14 protein-coding genes are annotated in these 17,127 nt (G+C 63.3%); 4 read left to right on the top strand and 10 right to left on the bottom strand.

Annotated elements, in window-relative coordinates; all coding sequences use genetic code 11:
- Positions 1 to 192, bottom strand: coding sequence for a hypothetical protein (locus CRD60_RS09085; RefSeq protein WP_236630828.1), 192 nt, complete (start codon positions 190 to 192; stop codon positions 1 to 3).
- An 833-nt stretch (positions 193 to 1,025) separates the two neighbouring features.
- Here CRD60_RS09085 and CRD60_RS04115 point away from each other — a divergent pair.
- Positions 1,026 to 3,479 (top strand): glycogen/starch/alpha-glucan phosphorylase, encoded by a 2,454-nt coding sequence (locus CRD60_RS04115; protein WP_113860040.1) that lies wholly within the window; start codon positions 1,026 to 1,028, stop codon positions 3,477 to 3,479.
- 240 nt (positions 3,480 to 3,719) lie between these two features.
- Here the strand turns inward: CRD60_RS04115 and CRD60_RS04120 are convergent, their stop codons facing one another.
- Positions 3,720 to 3,938: a hypothetical protein gene (locus CRD60_RS04120; protein WP_113860041.1), complete on the bottom strand. Its 219-nt coding sequence runs from the start codon at positions 3,936 to 3,938 to the stop codon at positions 3,720 to 3,722.
- A gap of 143 nt (positions 3,939 to 4,081) precedes the next feature.
- Between CRD60_RS04120 and CRD60_RS04125 the strand changes: the two genes are divergently transcribed.
- Positions 4,082 to 4,801, top strand: coding sequence for a rhomboid family intramembrane serine protease (locus CRD60_RS04125; protein WP_113860042.1), 720 nt, complete (start codon positions 4,082 to 4,084; stop codon positions 4,799 to 4,801).
- Positions 4,802 to 5,334: 533 nt separating this feature from the next.
- Here CRD60_RS04125 and crgA read toward each other — a convergent pair.
- Positions 5,335 to 5,829 (bottom strand): cell division protein CrgA, encoded by a 495-nt coding sequence (gene crgA / locus CRD60_RS04130; RefSeq protein WP_113860043.1) that lies wholly within the window; start codon positions 5,827 to 5,829, stop codon positions 5,335 to 5,337.
- A 104-nt stretch (positions 5,830 to 5,933) separates the two neighbouring features.
- On the opposite strand from crgA, the gene CRD60_RS04135 reads away from it, so the two are divergent.
- Both CRD60_RS04135 and CRD60_RS04140 read left to right on the top strand, forming a co-directional pair.
- Positions 5,934 to 6,722, top strand: coding sequence for a DUF881 domain-containing protein (locus CRD60_RS04135; RefSeq protein WP_113860044.1), 789 nt, complete (start codon positions 5,934 to 5,936; stop codon positions 6,720 to 6,722).
- A gap of 2 nt (positions 6,723 to 6,724) precedes the next feature.
- Positions 6,725 to 7,939, top strand: coding sequence for a class E sortase (locus tag CRD60_RS04140; protein WP_113860045.1), 1,215 nt, complete (start codon positions 6,725 to 6,727; stop codon positions 7,937 to 7,939).
- A gap of 77 nt (positions 7,940 to 8,016) precedes the next feature.
- On the opposite strand, the gene pknB is transcribed toward CRD60_RS04140, so the two are convergent.
- From pknB to CRD60_RS04175, 7 genes are read right to left on the bottom strand one after another with little or no spacing between them, the layout of a single operon-like run.
- Positions 8,017 to 10,098, bottom strand: coding sequence for a Stk1 family PASTA domain-containing Ser/Thr kinase (gene pknB / locus CRD60_RS04145; RefSeq protein WP_113860046.1), 2,082 nt, complete (start codon positions 10,096 to 10,098; stop codon positions 8,017 to 8,019).
- Positions 10,095 to 11,138: a serine/threonine-protein kinase gene (locus CRD60_RS04150; RefSeq protein ID WP_113860047.1), complete on the bottom strand. Its 1,044-nt coding sequence runs from the start codon at positions 11,136 to 11,138 to the stop codon at positions 10,095 to 10,097. The genes pknB and CRD60_RS04150 overlap by 4 nt, the downstream gene beginning before the upstream one ends.
- Positions 11,135 to 12,601 carry a peptidoglycan D,D-transpeptidase FtsI family protein gene (locus CRD60_RS04155; RefSeq protein WP_113860048.1) on the bottom strand — a complete coding sequence of 489 codons (1,467 nt, stop codon included), beginning with the start codon at positions 12,599 to 12,601 and terminating at the stop codon, positions 11,135 to 11,137. The genes CRD60_RS04150 and CRD60_RS04155 overlap by 4 nt, the downstream gene beginning before the upstream one ends.
- Complete coding sequence (locus tag CRD60_RS04160) at positions 12,598 to 14,181, bottom strand: FtsW/RodA/SpoVE family cell cycle protein (protein WP_113860049.1); 1,584 nt, start codon at positions 14,179 to 14,181, stop codon at positions 12,598 to 12,600. Before CRD60_RS04160 ends, CRD60_RS04155 begins: the two co-directional genes overlap by 4 nt.
- The gene (locus CRD60_RS04165; protein ID WP_113860050.1) at positions 14,181 to 15,788 is read right to left on the bottom strand and encodes a PP2C family protein-serine/threonine phosphatase; all 1,608 of its coding nucleotides are present in this window, start codon (positions 15,786 to 15,788) and stop codon (positions 14,181 to 14,183) included. Before CRD60_RS04165 ends, CRD60_RS04160 begins: the two co-directional genes overlap by 1 nt.
- Positions 15,789 to 15,795: 7 nt before the next feature.
- A complete protein-coding gene (locus tag CRD60_RS04170) occupies positions 15,796 to 16,329 on the bottom strand; it encodes an FHA domain-containing protein FhaB/FipA (protein ID WP_113860214.1) in 534 nt (177 codons plus the stop codon).
- 31 nt (positions 16,330 to 16,360) lie between these two features.
- Positions 16,361 to 17,062: an FhaA domain-containing protein gene (locus CRD60_RS04175; protein ID WP_113860051.1), complete on the bottom strand. Its 702-nt coding sequence runs from the start codon at positions 17,060 to 17,062 to the stop codon at positions 16,361 to 16,363.
- Positions 17,063 to 17,127 lie beyond the last annotated feature (65 nt).

Raw genomic sequence — 17,127 nt, forward strand, 5'->3', positions numbered from 1 at the left:
TCAGGTTGGTGAACCGTTGGAGGCCTTGAAGGTGGTGATGTTCTTGTTGTTGAGGTTCAGGGTGGTGGTGTTGGTGATGTCCGTGGTGGTCAGGGTCTGGGCCACGTTGGTGTTGCCGTGCAGGGCTTGGGCCATGGCTTTGGCGAGGTTGGTGTCGGGGAAGCAGTTGCTGATGGGGCTGGAGTCCGGCATGCACCCGATTCGGGGTTGGAGCAGGTTTGCGCGTGCCAGCCAGGGCTGGTCTGGGGTGGACTGCCAGGTCGGGGCGGTCCTGGCTCCGGGCAGGAGAGAGTTGGCGGTGTCGCTCTTGGGTGCCCCATCCGTCTTGGGTGAATCACCTGTCTTGGGGGCCGGGGGGTCCTGGGTGGGTGGTTCCGATGGGGTTTGTGGGGCCTGCGCTGGTGGTGCGGGTTTGGCTTGGTCTGTTGGTGTTGGGTTCGTCGTTGAACTCAGGGGTTTGGCCTGGTTGTTGTCGTTGACCGGTCTGGCCGTGGAGGGGTGGTTGGTTGTGTCAGAAATCCCTACGGGGGGGGGGGGTCACATTTGCTGCGTTGGCCAAACCGGTCACCAGCGCGATGGTGACGATGGCCGCACGGCGGAGAAGAATGCTCAACATGTGTCCTTGGTGTCCTTTTAGTCCTGTGGGCCCGGACCCGGCTGCGCCCCGTGCGGCTGTGGCCCCCCATCCTGTGGGGTGGGTGCGCCGGCGTGGGGTCTGGCAGACCATGGGTGTGGCCCGAAACGCCTGGCGTGCCGGTTCGGTTCCCCTATGATACCGGACCTGACGCGAGGCTCCTCTATCTTGCAATGCCCATCAGCATAGCACCCCAGCCTGAACGCGAATGAACGCATACGGTCGCAGCAGGGTGCCCGCCTGCCCGGAATCACCAACCCCCTTGGCCCCTTCTGCTGCTAGCCTTGGGAGACGTTAAGCATCCACCAGGAGCCTTGGGGGAACCGGCGGCAGCAGGGCTGGCCACCGCCCTCGGGCCGCTATGGAAGGCATCCGTCGAAGGGAAGTTACCATGACCGAGCAGACCGCGCCCCATTCGCCGATCAGCGCAGAGCAGTTCGCCGAGCAGATCCGACAGGAGCTGGAATACAGCCAGGGTGTCCGGCCCGAGCAGGCCACTGCGGCGGATGTCTACGTGGCCACCAGCCTGGCGGTCCGCAAGCAGCTCATGGACTCCTGGATGCGCACCCAGCAGGACATTGTCCAGGGCAAGACCAAGGCTGTAGGCTACCTGTCCGCTGAGTTCCTGATGGGCAAGCAGCTGCGCAACGCCCTGCTCTCCGCCGGTCTGACCGACCAGTTCGAGCAGGCTGTGACCCAACTGGGCTTCGATATCCAAGCCGTCATTGACGCCGAGGTCGAGCCTGGCCTGGGCAACGGTGGCCTGGGCCGTCTGGCCGCCTGCTATATCGACTCCATGGCCTCCCTGGCCGTGCCCGCCTTCGGCTACGGCATCCAGTACCGCTACGGCATCTTCAAGCAGGAGTTCGATGCCCAGGGCCGGCAGGTTGAGCGGCCCGACTACTGGCTCGACAACGAGGAGCCCTGGGGGCACGTCGACTACAACCGCTCCCAGCGGGTCAGCTTCGGCGGCAAGGTCGTCGAAGAGAACGGCCACAAGGTCTGGAAGCCGGCCTGGTCCGTCCGGGCCGTGCCGGTCGACTACCTGGTGCCGGGGTATGCCTCCGGCCGTGTCAACACCCTGCGCCTGTGGTCGGCCAAGAGCTATGACGAGTTCGACCTGCTGACCTTCAACAACTCCCAGTACCTGGACGCGGTGCGCCCCCAGGTTAAGGCTGAGAACATCTCCAAAATCCTCTACCCCGAGGATTCCACACCCCAGGGCAAGTCCCTGCGCCTGGAGCAGCAGTACTTCTTCGTCTCCGCCTCCATCCACGACGCCATCCGGGTCTTCTACCCCGGCCAGGACCAGCCGGACCTCACCTCCTTCCCCGACAAGATCTGCTTCCAGCTCAACGACACCCATCCGGTCATCGGTATCCCCGAACTCATGCGGGTGCTGATCGACGAGTACGGCTACGACTGGAATGCGGCCTGGTCCATCACCACCCGCACCTTCAACTACACCTGCCACACCCTCCTGCCCGAGGCCTTGGAGGTCTGGCCGGCCAAGCTGATTGGCGAGCTGCTGCCCCGCCACCTGCAGATCATTCAGCAGATCGACCGGCACTTCCTGGCCGAGCTGGAGGGCAAGGTCGCTGACCCCCAGCAGATCGAGCGCATGCGGATCATCAGCACCGGCGAGGACCCCCAGGTGCGCATGGCCTACCTGGCGACCGTGGCCGGCGAGCACGTCAACGGCGTGGCCGAGCTCCACTCCCAGCTCCTCAAGGATGTCACCCTTCACGACTTCTCCCTGGTCTACCCAGGCAAGTTCACCAACGTGACCAACGGCGTGACCCCCCGCCGCTTCATCAAACTGGCCAACCCCCGTCTCTCGGCGCTAATCACCGAGGGCCTGGGCACCGACCGCTGGTTGAGCGACCTGAGCCTTCTGGAGGGCCTCAGGCCCCTGGCCCAGGACGACGGGTTTGTGGGCAGGTTCGCCCAGGTCAAGCGGGACAACAAGGCCGACTTTGCCGCTTTTGCCAAGCGGGAGTATGGCTTCGACCTGAACCCCGATACCATGTTCGACTCCATGGTCAAGCGCCTGCACGAGTACAAGCGCCAAAGCCTGAAGATTCTGGCTGTCATCGCCGACTATGCCGACATCAAGTCCGGCAGGGTCTCCGCCGACGACCTGCTGCCCCGCACGGTCCTCTTCGGTGCCAAGGCCGCCCCCGGTTACAGGATGGCCAAGCTCACCATCCAGCTGATCAACAATGTGGCCCGGGTGGTCAACACGGACCCCGAGGTCAAGGGCAGGCTGTCCGTCCACTTCGCTCCCAACTACAACATCCGCATGGCCCAGCACTTGATTCCTGCTACAGAATTGGACGAGCAGATATCCCAGGCCGGTAAGGAGGCCTCGGGCACCGGCAACATGAAGTTCGCCTTCAATGGGGCCCTGACCGTCGGCACCTTGGACGGCGCCAATGTGGAGATCCGCCAGCGGGTGGGCGCCGAGAACTTCTTCCTCTTCGGCATGACCGTCGAGGAGGTCGACGCCCTCTACGCCAAGGGCTACCAGCCCGAGAGTTACTACCAGGCGGACCCCCGCCTCAAGGCCGCCATCGACATGGTCGCGGATGGCTCCTTCTCGGACGGTGACTGCGGCACCTACGCCGCGCTGGTGGACGATTGGCTCCATAAGGACTACTTCATGACCCTGGCCGACTTCACCGCCTACAACCAGATCCAGTCCGACATCGAGGCCCTCTACCGGCAGCCGTTGGAATGGAGCCGCAAGGCCCTGCTGAATGTGGCATCCTCCGGCTTCTTCAGCTCCGACCGGGCCATTGGGGACTACCTGGAGCGGATCTGGAAGACCGGCTCCATGGACTGAGTCAGCAGCCTGGCGGCGGGCCTGGCCAGCCTCCTGCGTGTTCGGGGCACTCACCCCTGGCGCTGATGACCCGCTGGCCTCGCTTCCGCTGACCCTGCCTCCGCCAGCTCCGGCTCCGGCCCTGAATACCTAAAGGCCCGCACCTCCACAAGGGGGTGCGGGCCTTTCTCTAGGCTTGAAGGCTCTGCCTGCTGACCTGCCTAGCTAGCTAGGCTGAGCAGACAGCCGATGGTAACCGGTTCAGGCGAGCTCTGCGGCGGGCTTGGCCTCATCGGCCTCGTCGTCGCCATCCTTGGCCAGTCCCAGATCGACCGGCGAGGAGCTGTTCTCCCAAGGCTCCTCCCAGGGGTCATAATCCGGGTTCTGCTGCTTGTACACATACAGGCAGCCCAATGCAGCAAGCAGTGCTCCGAACAGCAGTGCAAAGAATTTCCAACCGCTAGAGGACTTATGTTCCATAAGGCGGCTCCTTTCCTATTCATGCCGACTTGCACATCCAAGCCAACTCTTGCCCTTATCTTAGCCGATATATTGTAATGATTAGGTGCTTTGTGCCGATTGCCGCAAGCCTTCCGGTATCTGCTTTTCGCTAGAGTGGTGGGATGCCTCAGATTAGCAAGCAGCAGCTGCGTTACCAGTGGAAGGCCGGCGGACCGGTCATTGTTTCGGCCATCATTGCCGTATGCCTTGTAGTGTGGCTGGTGGAGATCGCGCTCTATTTCGTCAGCACGCCGGCCTTCATGGCCATGGTCGGCCAGGGTGCCTTCGCCCCGGCCCTGGCTCTGCAACGGCCCTGGACCGTGCTCACGGCCCTCTTCATGCATGCCCCCAACCTCTTCCATGTGCTCTTCAACATGCTGGCCCTCTGGTCGGTGGGGCCGCTCCTGGAACGTCTGATGGGCCACTGGCGGTTTCTGGCCCTCTACCTGATCTCCGGCCTGGGCGGGGCTGTCGGCATGGTGGTCTGGGACCGGGTGACGGGCAGCTGGCTCAACTCGGCCTATGGTGCCTCCGCGGCCCTCTTCGGCCTCTTCGCCGCCGTTCTGGTGGTCTACCGGCGGGTCGGTGCCGACATTCGCTCCATGCTGATTTGGATGGCCATCAACTTCGCCATGCCCCTGCTGACCCCACAGATCGCCTGGCAGGAGCATGTGGGCGGCTTCATTGTGGGCGGCCTGCTGACCTGGCTGCTGGTGGGAGGTCCGCGGGCCATGCGCAAGCGGTCCCTGACCGCACGGATGGCCCTCTATGGCGGCCTGCTGACTGTGATTCTGCTGCTGGTGCTGGTCCTCTGCCTGCCGACCAGCCCCTTCATGTCGTAGTTCGTTGTGCTGTGGCGCAGCATGCCGCACCCTGGCCTGGCATGGTGTACCGCAGCTGGCTGTAAAAGGCCCGACCTCCAGCTGGCTTATCCGCACTGACAGTTCGTCGAGCTGTAGGGCGGCCGGATTATGGACGGGTCTTGGAGATTTGGTGGACGAACGATGCTTTGGGCTTTCCGAAAACTACAAGGGTGTAGTTTTCCACAGCTGTGGATAGAAATGTGGATAACTGGGGTATAAGTGTGGATATCCGGGGTACGGACTGGGGATAACTTGTCCACTTGTCCACAGCTATGTGAGTAAAGGACAGTATTTTCAATGCTTAAGAAGGTGGATAACTTTTGTGGATACTTATCCACAAGGGTCCCTGCAGGCGTGCGCGTATAGAAAAATCCTGCGGACCCGCCACAGCGAATCCACAGGATGATGTTCTCAGGGCCTCATGGCCAGCGGGCGAAGCTCATGCTCCGCCATGGCCGGCATCCGCTGTTTCCAGCAGCCAGACCGGCCGGCGCTAGTGCCCCAGTCTTGGTTCAGCGCCACCACATGAGCATGATGAAGCCGACCATGATGATGGCGAAGGCCACGGCCAGATTCCAGTTGCCGATCGCCTTGATGGGGTAGCCAGTGGTCAGGTAGAAGACCACCGCCCAGATCAGCCCGATGATCATCAGAATGCAGGCCAGGGGCACATACCAGACCGGATTGGCCTTGGTCCCCTTAACCGTCTCCTCGACACGCCGGGAGTTCTCAGCTTGGCGCTGGGCGATCCGCCGCATCTGCGGGGTCATGTCCCTCTTGTCGGCGGAGGAATCGAGCAGGGCCTCGATCTTATCCATGGGCAGGGCGGCCAGTGCGGACTCCTCCTCGGTCATGTCCTCGGCCTCAGTGCTATCCGTGCCCTCAGTCTTGACCTCGTCCTTGTTGTCCTTCGCAACCTGGGTGGTTGCTTCGGGCTTGTCGGTGGTCTCCTCGTGGTCCTCATGTGAGGCGGTCACGGTGTCCTCCAGCGGCTCTTCGTCAGCCATAAGCGTAGTCTCCATTCGATAGGCTAGAACTCATATTAGTGGGTACACTCGAAAGCGGCCAATATTACACACTATTACCTGGTGCCAACCGAAGGAAATACGATATGGCGAAGCAGACTGCGAAACGGCCGGGCAAGGCTCCCACGGCCAGGCATGGGGTCAAACGCTCACGCCTGGGCTCCATCGCCGTCTTCGTCATCGTGGCGCTGTTCGGCTACCTGCTCATGGCAAACATGCAGGTCAACCGGTCCGTCGCCGTCACCTCGGACGCCGCAGATCTGGTGGCCCAACGGGTCCAGCATGTCAGCAAGCTTCAGGCAGAGGTCAAGGACCTGAGCTCCCAGATCAACACCTTCAACAACATCGGCGTGGCCGATTCCCAGGCACAGAAGGACCAATCCAGCGATGACGCCGGCTCCGGCACCATGCTTCCGGCCGTCACCGGCCCCGGCATCAGTGTGACCCTCGCCGACTCACCCCTCTGGGAGAACGCCGTGGGCAGTTCCGGGTCCGCGCCCAACATCAACGATTACGTGATACACCAGCAGGATATCGAGGCCGTGGTCAACGCCCTATGGAAGGGTGGAGCAGAGGCAATGATGATCCAGGACCAGCGGGTCCTCTTCAACTCGGCCGTGATCTGCAAGGGCAATGTGCTGATGCTTCAGGGCAAGAAGTACGCACCCCCCTACACGGTCTCGGCCATCGGCCCGGCCGACGACATGAACCGGGCCCTGGACGAGTCCCAGGCCATCGGTGTCTACAAGGAATATGTGTCCGCCTTCGGACTGGGCTGGAAGGTGGAGACCAAGAAGAACCTGCGGTTCCCCGAGTCACCGGTCCTGCAGCCCATGAGGTACGCCTCTGTTCCGCATAAGGAAGGCAAGAACTGAGCATGACAGACAGCACCAACGACCTTGACCTCTCTGAGTATCTCCGTTTGCTTGACGCCGAAGAGTCGGCCCAGGCCAGTGGGTCCGGCAACCCCCACGATGGCGGGCAGGGCCATGGGCAGGGCCCCAGCCACCGCAGGGGCGGCAAACCCACTTGGAAGAAGATCTTAGGCCTGCTGGCCGAGCTCCTGGTCTCCATAGCGGCGATACTGGCCCTCTACGTGGTCTGGCTCCTCTGGTGGACCGGCGCCCAGTCCGACCACCAGCAACTGCTGACGCGCGAGAGCAGCAACTGGTCCAGTCCCGCCCAGCACAAGGACCTGAAGATAGCCGAGCCCCAGGTTGGAGAGGTGCCCGTTCAGCCCTCCAAGATCTCAGAGGGCGAGCTGATGGCCGAGATGTACGTGCCACGCTTCGGCAAGCAGTGGATGCACAATATCGTCGAGGGCACCGACCAGAAGATACTCAATGAGCATGGCATGGGCCATTACGTTGACACGCAGCACCCAGGGGATGTCGGCAACTTCGCAGTGGCTGGGCATCGCAACGGCTATGGGCAGCCCCTGGGCGACATCGACAAGTTCCAGGATGGCGACCCGATTGTGGTGAGGACTAAGGATTACTGGTACATCTACCTCTACCAAAGCCACGAGATCGTGACCCCGGAGCAGGTGGAGACCATAGCGCCGGTGCCGGACCACCCGGAGATGTCACCCAGCAAGCGCATGATTACCCTGACCACCTGCGAGCCCAAGTACTCGTCTCCCACCCACCGCTGGATTGCCCACGGCGAACTCAAATACTGGGCCAAGGTCGCCGACGGCGTGCCGGCCGAGCTGGCCAGCAAGGACGCCTCCGGTTCGGTCCAGTTCATCAATGAGGGCAAGGTGTCGCCTGCGGCCCGGCTGGGTTCCCTGCTGCCGGTCATGCTGGTCATGCTGGCCGCCTATCTGATTATCTTCCTCGCCGCGGCCGTGGCCTGGCGCTGGCCCCGCCTCAAGGAGATTCGTCAGGGCCTGCGCACCCAGCCCGACCCCAGCTTCTACGGCTTCATCTACCGCCACCAGCCCGGGCCCGCCCTGGTCAGAGCAATCCTCCTGGTCCTCCTGCTCCTGCTGGTGTCGGCCGCGCTGCTCCAATGGGTCTACCCCTGGAGTACCGCCAACATCCCCTTCCTGCGCGAGCTATCCAACTACGGGACCCTCGACGCCTCCTAGCGGGGAATCCCAATAACAGGAGGACCTACCAGAGACATGCCCTGGTAGGTCCTCCTTGTTATACGGAACCCTGCGGATCAGTTCTTGTTGCCCTGCTGGCTGCCGTTACCCATACCGGTGCCGCCTCCATTGCTACCGGCGCCTGAGCTGTTGCCGGAGTTGGCGGTCTGGGTGGGCTTGACGGTCAGGTTGACGGTGGAGCCCTTGTCGACCTTGGCGCCCGCCACCGGGTCCTGGTGGTCGACGATGTCGGTATCGCTGCCCCCATTGGGCAGGCCTGCGGCGAGCCCCTGCTGGCTGAGCAGGAACCTGGCCTGGCCCAGGGTCATACCCGTGGTATTGGGCACGCTGACCTGTTCCTTGCCCTGGGAGACGTAGACCACGATGGTTCCGCGCTGCTCGATGGCGGTACCAGAGCCGGGCTCCACGCGGGTGACGGAATCCTTGGGTACCGTGTCGGAATACTCACTGTTGACCTGGGTGCTGAAGCCCTGCTTGCTCAGGTTGGCCAGGACGGCGTCCTTGGGTTGGCCGACCAGGCCGTCCGGCACCTTGGTCATGCCCGAGGAGATGTAGAGCATCAGGGTGGAGCCCTTGTCGATGGCCTGGCCGGCGGCGGGGTCGGTGCGGGTGACCTTGTCCTTGGGCACGTCCTGGCTGTCTTCGGTCTGGGTGCTGGGGGTGACCTTGAAGCCGGCCTTCTCCAGGACGGACCTGGCCTCCTCCTGGCTGCGCCCCTTGACTTCTGGAATCTTGACTGCCTTGGGGCCGGCCGAGAACCAGACGGTGACGGTGGAGCCCTTGGCCACCTTGCTGCCGCCCTTGGGGGACTGCTTGGTGAAGGTGCCCTCGGGTTCCGAGGAGTCCGTGTCCTGCTTGACCTGCATCTTCAGGCCGGCCTCGGTGAGCTTCTCCCGGGCCCGGTCCTCGGTGGTGGTGTCGCTGAAGGTGGGGACCACGACCTGGTCGATACCCTTGCCGACGCCCTTCAGGAAGAAGACAAGGCCCACGATGGCGGCGATTAGCAGCAGGCTTCCGATGACGGAACCGATGATGATCTTCTTCTTGCGCTTGGCCTTGGCCTCCGTGGCCTGCTCGGACCGGGTCTTGAGCTGGGTGCCGACGGCCTGGGGGGCCATGGTCGCCTCGAACTGGCCGGTCACCGGGTTGAAGGCCTGGGTGGCGGCGGTCTCGATGGGGCTCATGGCCTGGGTGGCGGCCGTCTGCTCGGCCTGCTTGCGGGCCTTCATATTGGCCAGGTCTGCCAGGGGGTTGAAGTTGGCGGCGACCGGTACCCCGCCGTTCATGAAGGTCAGGATATCGTTCTTGAACTCGGCGGCCGTCGCGTAGCGGTTCTGCCGGTCCTTGGCCATGGCCTTGGCGCAGATCTGGTCCCACATCTTGGGCAGACCGGGCACCATGGTCGAGGGCGGCACAGCCACCTCGGAGACGTGCTGGTAGGCGATGGCCACGGCTGAGTCGCCGGTGAAGGGCGGTTTGCCGGTCAGCATCTCATAGAGGACGCAGCCGGCCGAGTAGAGGTCGGAGCGCATGTCCACGGTCTCGCCGCGCGCCTGCTCGGGGGAGAGGTACTGGGCCGTGCCCACCACGCCCTGGGACTGGGTCATGGTCGCCACGGAGTCGTCCAGGGCCCGGGCGATGCCGAAGTCCATGACCTTGACCATGCCCTGCTCGGAGATCATGATGTTGCCGGGCTTGATGTCCCGATGGATGACGCCCATCCGGTGGGAGTATTCCAGGGCGTTGAGCACGCCTATCATGACCTGTTCGGCATCCCGCTGGCTCAGGGGGCCGTTGGCCTTGATGATGTCGCGCAGGGTCTGGCCTTTGACGTACTCCATGACCAGATAGGGCACCCGTTCGGTGCGGCCGGCCTCGTCGGTCATCGTCTCCTCGCCGGAGTCGTAGATGTTGACAATGTTGGGATTGTTCATCTGCGCCACGGAGTGGGCCTCCCGGCGGAAGCGGGAGAGGAAGATGTCATCATTGGCCAGGTCCGAGTGCATCATCTTCAGGGCCACGGTCCGGCCAAGACGGGTGTCCAGAGCCGTGTAGACCTGGGCCATGCCACCACGGCCGATCAGCTGGCCGATCTGATAGCGGCCGTTCGCCAATGAAGCGGGCATCGTGTTGCTCATTGCTGGTCCTTCCAATCTTCGTTACCCTGGGAATTTGCCTTACGTGATTTCGCGCTGTCCTGCGGATGCGACGTCCCCTCCGAAGCGCCCTGACCGACTCTACCCTGCAAACCGGTCAAGAGTTGTTGCCCATGGGGTCTTGAGGCCACACGTCTGGGCAACCGCCGCCCAGATGAGACCACGGTGGTTGAATCGCTCAGCATGGTCTGCTGGTCCAGGAGCCGCCGTTCTATACGCGACAGGGTCCTGGAGACGACCAGGGCGTCCTTGGGTCTGTCTTGCGGATCCTTGGAGAGCATGGACATGATGAACTGCCGCAATTGCAGGTCCACCGAATCCGGTAGGGGCGGGACCGGGTCGTTGACGTGGGCGGCCGCGATGTCGACCGGCGTCGCCCCGGTGAAGGGCCGGTGGCCGCACAGGCCCTCGTAGGCAACGACCCCCAAGGAGTAGATGTCGGACTGGGGGGTGGCCTGCTGGCCCTGGGCCTGCTCAGGTGAGATGTACTGGGCGGTGCCCACCACCATGCCGTCCTGGGTGATGGATTCCTGGTTGCTGGAGGTGGAGATCCCGAAATCGGTGATCTTGACCTCGCCCTCTTCGGAGACCATGATGTTGGCCGGCTTCACGTCACGGTGAATGATCCCATGGGAGTGGGCGATGAAGAGCCCCCGGGCCGTCTGAATCAGGATGGGCAGGAGCTCGGTGGCCTCCAGGATCCCCTTGCGATGGAAGAGGTCGGCCAGGGAGTCGCTGGGCACGTATTCCATGATCAGGAAGCCGATGCCGTCGTGCTCGTAGTATTCAAAGAGAGCGGCGATGTTGGGGTGGGCCAGATTGGCTGAATTGTGGGCCTCGGTCCGCAGCCGGCGCACCTTGGTCTCCACATTCTTCCCGCTATCGGCACGCAGGGCCTTGATGGCCACCACCCGGCCCAGCTGGATGTCGTAGCCCTTCCAGACCTCGCCCATACCGCCTTGGGCCAGACGCTGGTCGAGTCGGTAGCGCCGGTGAATGAGCTGTCCTTCAATGAGTTTCATTTGCGCAGCGCCTCCTGCATGACTTCCTTCATAATCGGTCCTGCTGCCAGAGAGCCCAGGGTGCTGACGTTATGGATGACCACCGCCACGGCGATCTGGGGCTTGTCGGCGGGTGCGAAGCCTATGACCCAGCCGTCCACGCTCTCGTTGTGAAGCCCGATCTGGGCTGTGCCGGTCTTGGCCGCCACTGGGACGCCGGGAATGATCAGGTTGGGGTTCCCCTTGGTCACCACAGCCTCCATCATGTCCGTGAGCTTGGAGGAGGTTTGGGGGCTGAAGGCCCGTGACATGGTCGAGGGCTTGGTCTTCGAGAGGACCGACAGGTCGTTGGAGCGTACACGGTCCACCAGGGTGGGGCGCATGAGCGTGCCCCCGTTGGCGATCGCCGAGGCGACCATGGCGTTCTGCAGGGGGGTCTCCAGCACGTCTCCCTGGCCTATGGAGCTGATGGCCAGCTTGTCGTCGGTCAGGTTGCTGGGGAACTTGGAGGCCACGGCCTTCATGGGGTGGCCCGTCGTGTCTGATCCATCAATGGTCACGGAGCTGCCAAAGCCCAGCTTCTTGGCCTGGTCCTCGATGGCGCTGGACCCCATCTGCAGCCCCAACTGGGCGAAGGCAGTGTTGGATGAGTAGGCCAGGGCGTCGCGGAAGGAGATCTGGCCGTTGCTGCCGTTGGCTGCGCCCTCCACGTTGGTCAGCTGGGTGGAGGTGTTGGGAAGGGTATAGGAAGCTCCGGCGGGAATCTCCGTGTCCGGCTCGTATCGGCCCGATTCCAAGGCCGCTGCGGCAACCACGGTCTTGAAGGTGGACCCGGGTGGGTAGAGCTGGGAGGCCGCCCGGTTGAGCATGGGGTTGGATTCGTCGGCGGTGATGGCTGAATATGCCTCATTGACCTTGGCGGTGTCGTGGGAGGCCAGGAGGTTGGGGTCGTAGGTGGGCGAGTTGACCATGGCCAGAATCCTGCCGGTTTTGGGCTCGATGGCCACCAGAGCCCCGTCCTTGCCGTCTAGCTGCTCGTAGGCCTTGGCCTGGAGTTTGGGATTGATGGAGGTCTCGATGGAGGCCCCCTTGTTGTCGTTGCCGGCCAGGAGGGTCTTAAAGCGCTCCCAGAAGAGGGAGTCGGCCTGTCCGCTCAGAAGCTCGTTGCGGGAGGCTTCGATGCCACGGTCGGCCCGCTGGCTGATGGAGAAGAAGCCGGTGACCGGGGCGTACAGTTCGCCGTTGCTGTAGGAGCGCTGGTACTCAAAGGCATCGTTGATGGGGTCCGACTTGGCGATCACCGTACCATCGGAGGCCAGTATGGAGCCCCTGGGCGCACCGAACTCATGGTAGAGGGCCCGGCGGTTGCGGGGGTCGTTGTTGAGCTTGTTGGCCGATATGGCGGTGATGATCGAACTGGACATGCCCAGGATCGTGAAGAGGACGATGACCGCTGTGAAGAGCTGGCGGAGGCTTTTGTTCATTTGGCGCCTCCTTTCGGGTCGACTGCTGGGCGGGAGATGTGCGGGACTTGCGGGGGTTCGGGAATGGGCAGGCTGGCGAAGCTGGAGGTGTGTGCCAGTTCGGCATCCTCACCATCGTCGTAACCTCCGCCGGTCTCAATCGGGGCCTGAGCCGTTTCGGCGGCACTGCTGGAGGACGTGCGGGGCTTGGCCTGCCGGTCCTTGTCACTGCCATGGGTCTTGAGCTCGTGGTCACGTAGGACGGCCAGGGCCTCGTACTGGAAGGTGTCGGACAGGGTCTCCGGCTCTGGCTTGTTGGCCGAGTTGGACATGACGATCAGGAGGGCCGCCAGCAGGTAGTTGGCGATGAGTGAGGAGCCGCCCGCCGCCATATAGGGCAGGGTCAGGCCGGTCAGGGGAATGACCAGGGTGATGCCGCCAACCACGGTGAAGACCTGGAAGGCCATGGTGAAGACCAGACCCGAGGCCAGGAGTTTGCCGAAGCCGTCGGTGATCTTCATGGCCGTGATGAAACCGGAGGCGATGATGATCAGGTAGAGGGCCAGGACGGCCAGGAGCCCGGTCAGGCCCAGCTCCTCGCCAAGGGAGGCGTAGATGAAGTCGGAGTTGGCGAACTGGGTCAGGGCTGGGTGCCCCTGGCCGATGCCAGTGCCGACCATGCCGCCCGAGGCCAGGCCGAAGATGCCGGTGACTATCTGCCAGGATCCGCCGGGGGAACGGTTGTAGACCTCATTGTCGAAGGGGTGGAGCCAGGAGCCGACCCGGTAGCCCACATGGGGGAAGATGTGGACGGCGACCACCGCCGACAGCACGAAGGCCACAGCGCCGATGGCCAGCCAGCTTTTACGGCCGGTGGCCACGTAGAGCATGGCCACAAACATGGCGAAGAACATGAGGGAGGTGCCCAGATCATGCTGGACCACCAGAACGCCCATGGAGGCGGCCCAGACGATGACTATGGGTCCCAGGTCCTTGATGCGGGGGAACTGGATGCCCAGGAACCTCTTGCCCCCCACGGCCAGCTGGTCACGGTGGTCGAAGAGGTAGGCGGCGAAGAAGAAGGCCAGGAAGAGCTTGGCGAACTCAGCCGGCTGCAGGGTGTGCGAGCCGAAGCCGATCCAGATGCGTGCACCACCGATCTCCTTGCCCAGGCCCGGAATCATGGGCGAAAGCAGGAGAGCCAGGCCCACGACCATGCTCACGTAGGAGAAGCGGCGCAGAATCCGGTAATCCCTAAGCAGGGTGATGAGCAGACAGGTGAGGGCCAGGGCTATGCAGACCCAGATCAGCTGCCGGAAGGCCACCGAGGTTTTGTTCTCCTCATCAATGCGGGCGATCATCATGGAGCCCACTGCGGTGAGCAGCAGGACGCAGGGCAGGATGGACTGGCTGGCATAGGGCTGGAACTTGAGTAGGAGGGCCCAGAGCAGCATGAAGAGGCCGGCGATGATGGCCAGCAGGACCGCATATTCAGGCGGGAAGTGGCCCAGGGTGCGTTCAAACATCTGGAAGTAGGCCAGGAAGCTGACCAGCATGGCGGCCAGGAGCAGGGATACCTGGCGCAGACGGGTGAGCAACATCAGGACTGGCCTCCCTGCTGGGTGCTGGCCGGGTCGCTGGGGTGCTCGGTTTCCGTCGGGGTCGCTGGGGTTGTTGGGGCTGCTGTGTCAGTTGGTGCCGGCTTGTCCTTGGAACCCCTGGCCTCTTTGTCTTTGACCTGGGACTTTTTCTCGGCTTGCTTCAGCCGCTTGCCCTCCCGCTGGATCAGCTTGGCATGGCTCCGGGCCTCAGTCAGACTGTCCACGGCGATGCCCTCGTCCAACTGGTCCCGCCAGGACTGGGGCAGGGAGGAGATGGATATGGAGGTCCGCTCGACCTGGTGGGAGAGACCGGCCCCGAAAAGGTTGGTGTTGACCCCCTGGTAGATGGTCACATAACCATCGCCATTACCCAGGTAGTACTTGGACTGGCTCCAATGGTAGGCACCGAAGGCGCCGGACGACAGGGCCAGGAGCAGGGCCAGGATGCCGGTGAGCACCCACAGCCGCCGCCGACGCTTGCGCTTGCGGGCGGCCTGGTGCTTCTCCTCCTGCTTGTGGTGGATGACCTGGGCCACTTCCGGGTCGTTGGGGTCGGCGCTGATGCGGCCGTTCTCCTTCTGCACCACGGGAATCTCGCCGGTGTCGACCGTGATCTTCTCACCGGTCTCCTCACGGACGGCCGAGGGTTGGGCCAGACGGCTGACCGGCTGGTCGTCGTCCGGGTACTGGGTCAGGGCGGCCGCCCGTTGGGCTGGGGAGTTCTTGCCCTCGACCAGGGCAGGGGCCGAGGCGACTGGCTCATTGATGATGTCCGCTATGGCCTCCAGGGAGGCTGAGGCGGCACCGCCGACCAGGGGGGTCTGGTGGGGGATGTCGAAGGCATCCGCATCCAGGGCCAGGGTGGCGTCGGCTATCACGGCGGTCACATTGTCGGTGGAACCCGCCTTCAGAGCCATGGATACCAGTTCCTGGGCGCACTGGCCCTGGTCCGCCACGGTGGAGAGGGTCTCCTCTATGGTCGAATCCTCCAGCACGCCGCACAGGCCGTCGGAGCACAGCAGCCAACGGTCCGCCGGATGGGCCTTGCGGATGGCGATGTCGGGCCGGGGGTCAATGTCGAAATCACCCAGCACCCGCATGACCACGTTGCGCTGGGGGTGGTTGCGGCCCTCAGATTCAGTGATCCGGTCGGTGTCAATCAGGTGCTGGACATAGCTATGGTCGGAGGTCATCCGGGTCAGCTTGCCCTGCCGCAGCAGGTAGGCTCGGGAGTCGCCGATATGGGCCAGGACCCACCAGCCGGACACCAGGGCCAGGCTGGTCACGGTGGTGCCCATGCCGGCCAGTGAGCGTTCGCGCTTGGCCTTGCCGACAATGGCGTCGTGGGCGGCCATGATCGAGGTCTCCAACATTGAGGAGACGGCCTCCACGTCGCCGCCCATGTCATCCTTCTCGATATGGGCCAGGGAGCGGATGGCGATGGTCGATGCCGTGTCGCCGCCAGCATGCCCGCCCATGCCGTCGCAGATGGCCACCAGGCGTTCGCCGGCGAAGGAGGAATCCTGGTTGTTGCTGCGTACGGTGCCCACGTCCGAGACAGAGGTGGAATAGAGGAAGAGCGGCTGTGAACTGGCGGAATTTGGCATCAGTGGCTCACCTCAATTCAAAGGTTGTGGCGCCGATGCGTACCGGAACGCCGGCAGGCAGGATGGTGGGCTCATTGATGCGCCGTTGGCTGACCACGGTGCCGTTGGTGGAGTTCAGGTCCTCGATGACCCAATCTTGGGAACCTTGGCCGAGGAAGATTCTGGCATGGTGGGAGGAGACGAATTCATCGTCCAGCACCACGGTGTTTGAGGCGGAGCGGCCCAGGCTGATGGTCTGCCCACTCAGGGGTATTGAGGTGCCGGCCAGGGGGCCGTCGATGACCACCAGCAGACTGGGGTTGATGCCGCCGGACCCAGGCTGGCTGACCTGGGGATTGCCGGTGGGCATGGTCGCCATCACAGGAGTGGCAGGGGGCTGGCTGGTCTTGAGGGACTTGCGCTCCTTGCGCCTCCGGGCCCTGGACTTGCGTGGGCTGAACGCGGCTATATCCCTGTGCAGGGACCGGGCCACCAGCCATACGAAGACCCACAGCAGGATCAGGAATCCATACTTGAGAATGGCGAATGTCAGTTCGGTGATCATCATAAGCTGTTGTGCCCGCTCCTCGCTGTTACTCCTGATCCTGAGATGAGGCCCAGTACAGGATGCGGGTGCGGCCGATGGTGATGGTGTTGCCGTCCAGCAGCGTCGCCGCCGGCACCTGATGGCCTTCTACGTATGTTCCATTGGTGGAGCCTAGATCCCTGGCGATGACTCCCTTGTCGGTGATGTCGATCTCCAGGTGGTTGCGTGAGATGCCCGGATCGTCGATGACGATGTCGGAGCCGGATCCTCGGCCCACGACCGTCTTGGGCTTGGTGAGCAGATACTGGCTGCCATTGATCTCCAGCATGGGGCTGTCTTGGGTCTGCTCGTCCGTGGTGACGGGCACGGCGTTGCCCTGGACGGATTCCGATACCAGGTTAAAGCTGCCCTTGGAGAGGTCCAGGTCCTCCTCGAAGATCACGACGACCGGGCCCACGAAGGCGTAGTGTTGGCCCTTGGCGTACTGGGTCAGATTCTCCGCCAGCTCATTGGCCAGGGTTTCCGATCCCCAGGACTCGATACGGTCGAAGTCAGGGGTGCTCAGCCTGAAGCGGTACTCGTTGGGAGCCACGGTGCGGTCGCGGCCCACAGGCATGGCCTCGGCGTCGATCTCACGTTCGAGGGCGCTGGAAAGGTCGACAGGCTGCAGGTCTTTAGACCCGAATTTCGCGAACACTCCGTTCACGGCACCTTCGACGCTCTTTTCAAAACGGTCGAGAACGCTCATAGTGACCCCTTTCTATCTCTATCTATCCTACGCGGCGGTGTGAATCGGGTTGAAAAGCCTTGCAA

This window comes from Bifidobacterium aemilianum (assembly GCF_003315635.1).
Taxonomy (GTDB): domain Bacteria; phylum Actinomycetota; class Actinomycetes; order Actinomycetales; family Bifidobacteriaceae; genus Bifidobacterium; species Bifidobacterium aemilianum.

What these genes read in the sequence shown, in the direction of transcription:
- CRD60_RS09085 (WP_236630828.1), bottom strand. Translation starts at nt 192, where the DNA reads ATGCCGGACTCCAGCCCCATCAGCAACTGCTTCCCCGACACCAACCTC.
- CRD60_RS04115 (WP_113860040.1), top strand. Translation starts at nt 1,026, where the DNA reads ATGACCGAGCAGACCGCGCCCCATTCGCCGATCAGCGCAGAGCAGTTC.
- CRD60_RS04120 (WP_113860041.1), bottom strand. Translation starts at nt 3,938, where the DNA reads ATGGAACATAAGTCCTCTAGCGGTTGGAAATTCTTTGCACTGCTGTTC.
- CRD60_RS04125 (WP_113860042.1), top strand. Translation starts at nt 4,082, where the DNA reads ATGCCTCAGATTAGCAAGCAGCAGCTGCGTTACCAGTGGAAGGCCGGC.
- crgA (WP_113860043.1), bottom strand. Translation starts at nt 5,829, where the DNA reads ATGGCTGACGAAGAGCCGCTGGAGGACACCGTGACCGCCTCACATGAG.
- CRD60_RS04135 (WP_113860044.1), top strand. Translation starts at nt 5,934, where the DNA reads ATGGCGAAGCAGACTGCGAAACGGCCGGGCAAGGCTCCCACGGCCAGG.
- CRD60_RS04140 (WP_113860045.1), top strand. Translation starts at nt 6,725, where the DNA reads ATGACAGACAGCACCAACGACCTTGACCTCTCTGAGTATCTCCGTTTG.
- pknB (WP_113860046.1), bottom strand. Translation starts at nt 10,098, where the DNA reads ATGAGCAACACGATGCCCGCTTCATTGGCGAACGGCCGCTATCAGATC.
- CRD60_RS04150 (WP_113860047.1), bottom strand. Translation starts at nt 11,138, where the DNA reads ATGAAACTCATTGAAGGACAGCTCATTCACCGGCGCTACCGACTCGAC.
- CRD60_RS04155 (WP_113860048.1), bottom strand. Translation starts at nt 12,601, where the DNA reads ATGAACAAAAGCCTCCGCCAGCTCTTCACAGCGGTCATCGTCCTCTTC.
- CRD60_RS04160 (WP_113860049.1), bottom strand. Translation starts at nt 14,181, where the DNA reads ATGTTGCTCACCCGTCTGCGCCAGGTATCCCTGCTCCTGGCCGCCATG.
- CRD60_RS04165 (WP_113860050.1), bottom strand. Translation starts at nt 15,788, where the DNA reads ATGCCAAATTCCGCCAGTTCACAGCCGCTCTTCCTCTATTCCACCTCT.
- CRD60_RS04175 (WP_113860051.1), bottom strand. Translation starts at nt 17,062, where the DNA reads ATGAGCGTTCTCGACCGTTTTGAAAAGAGCGTCGAAGGTGCCGTGAAC.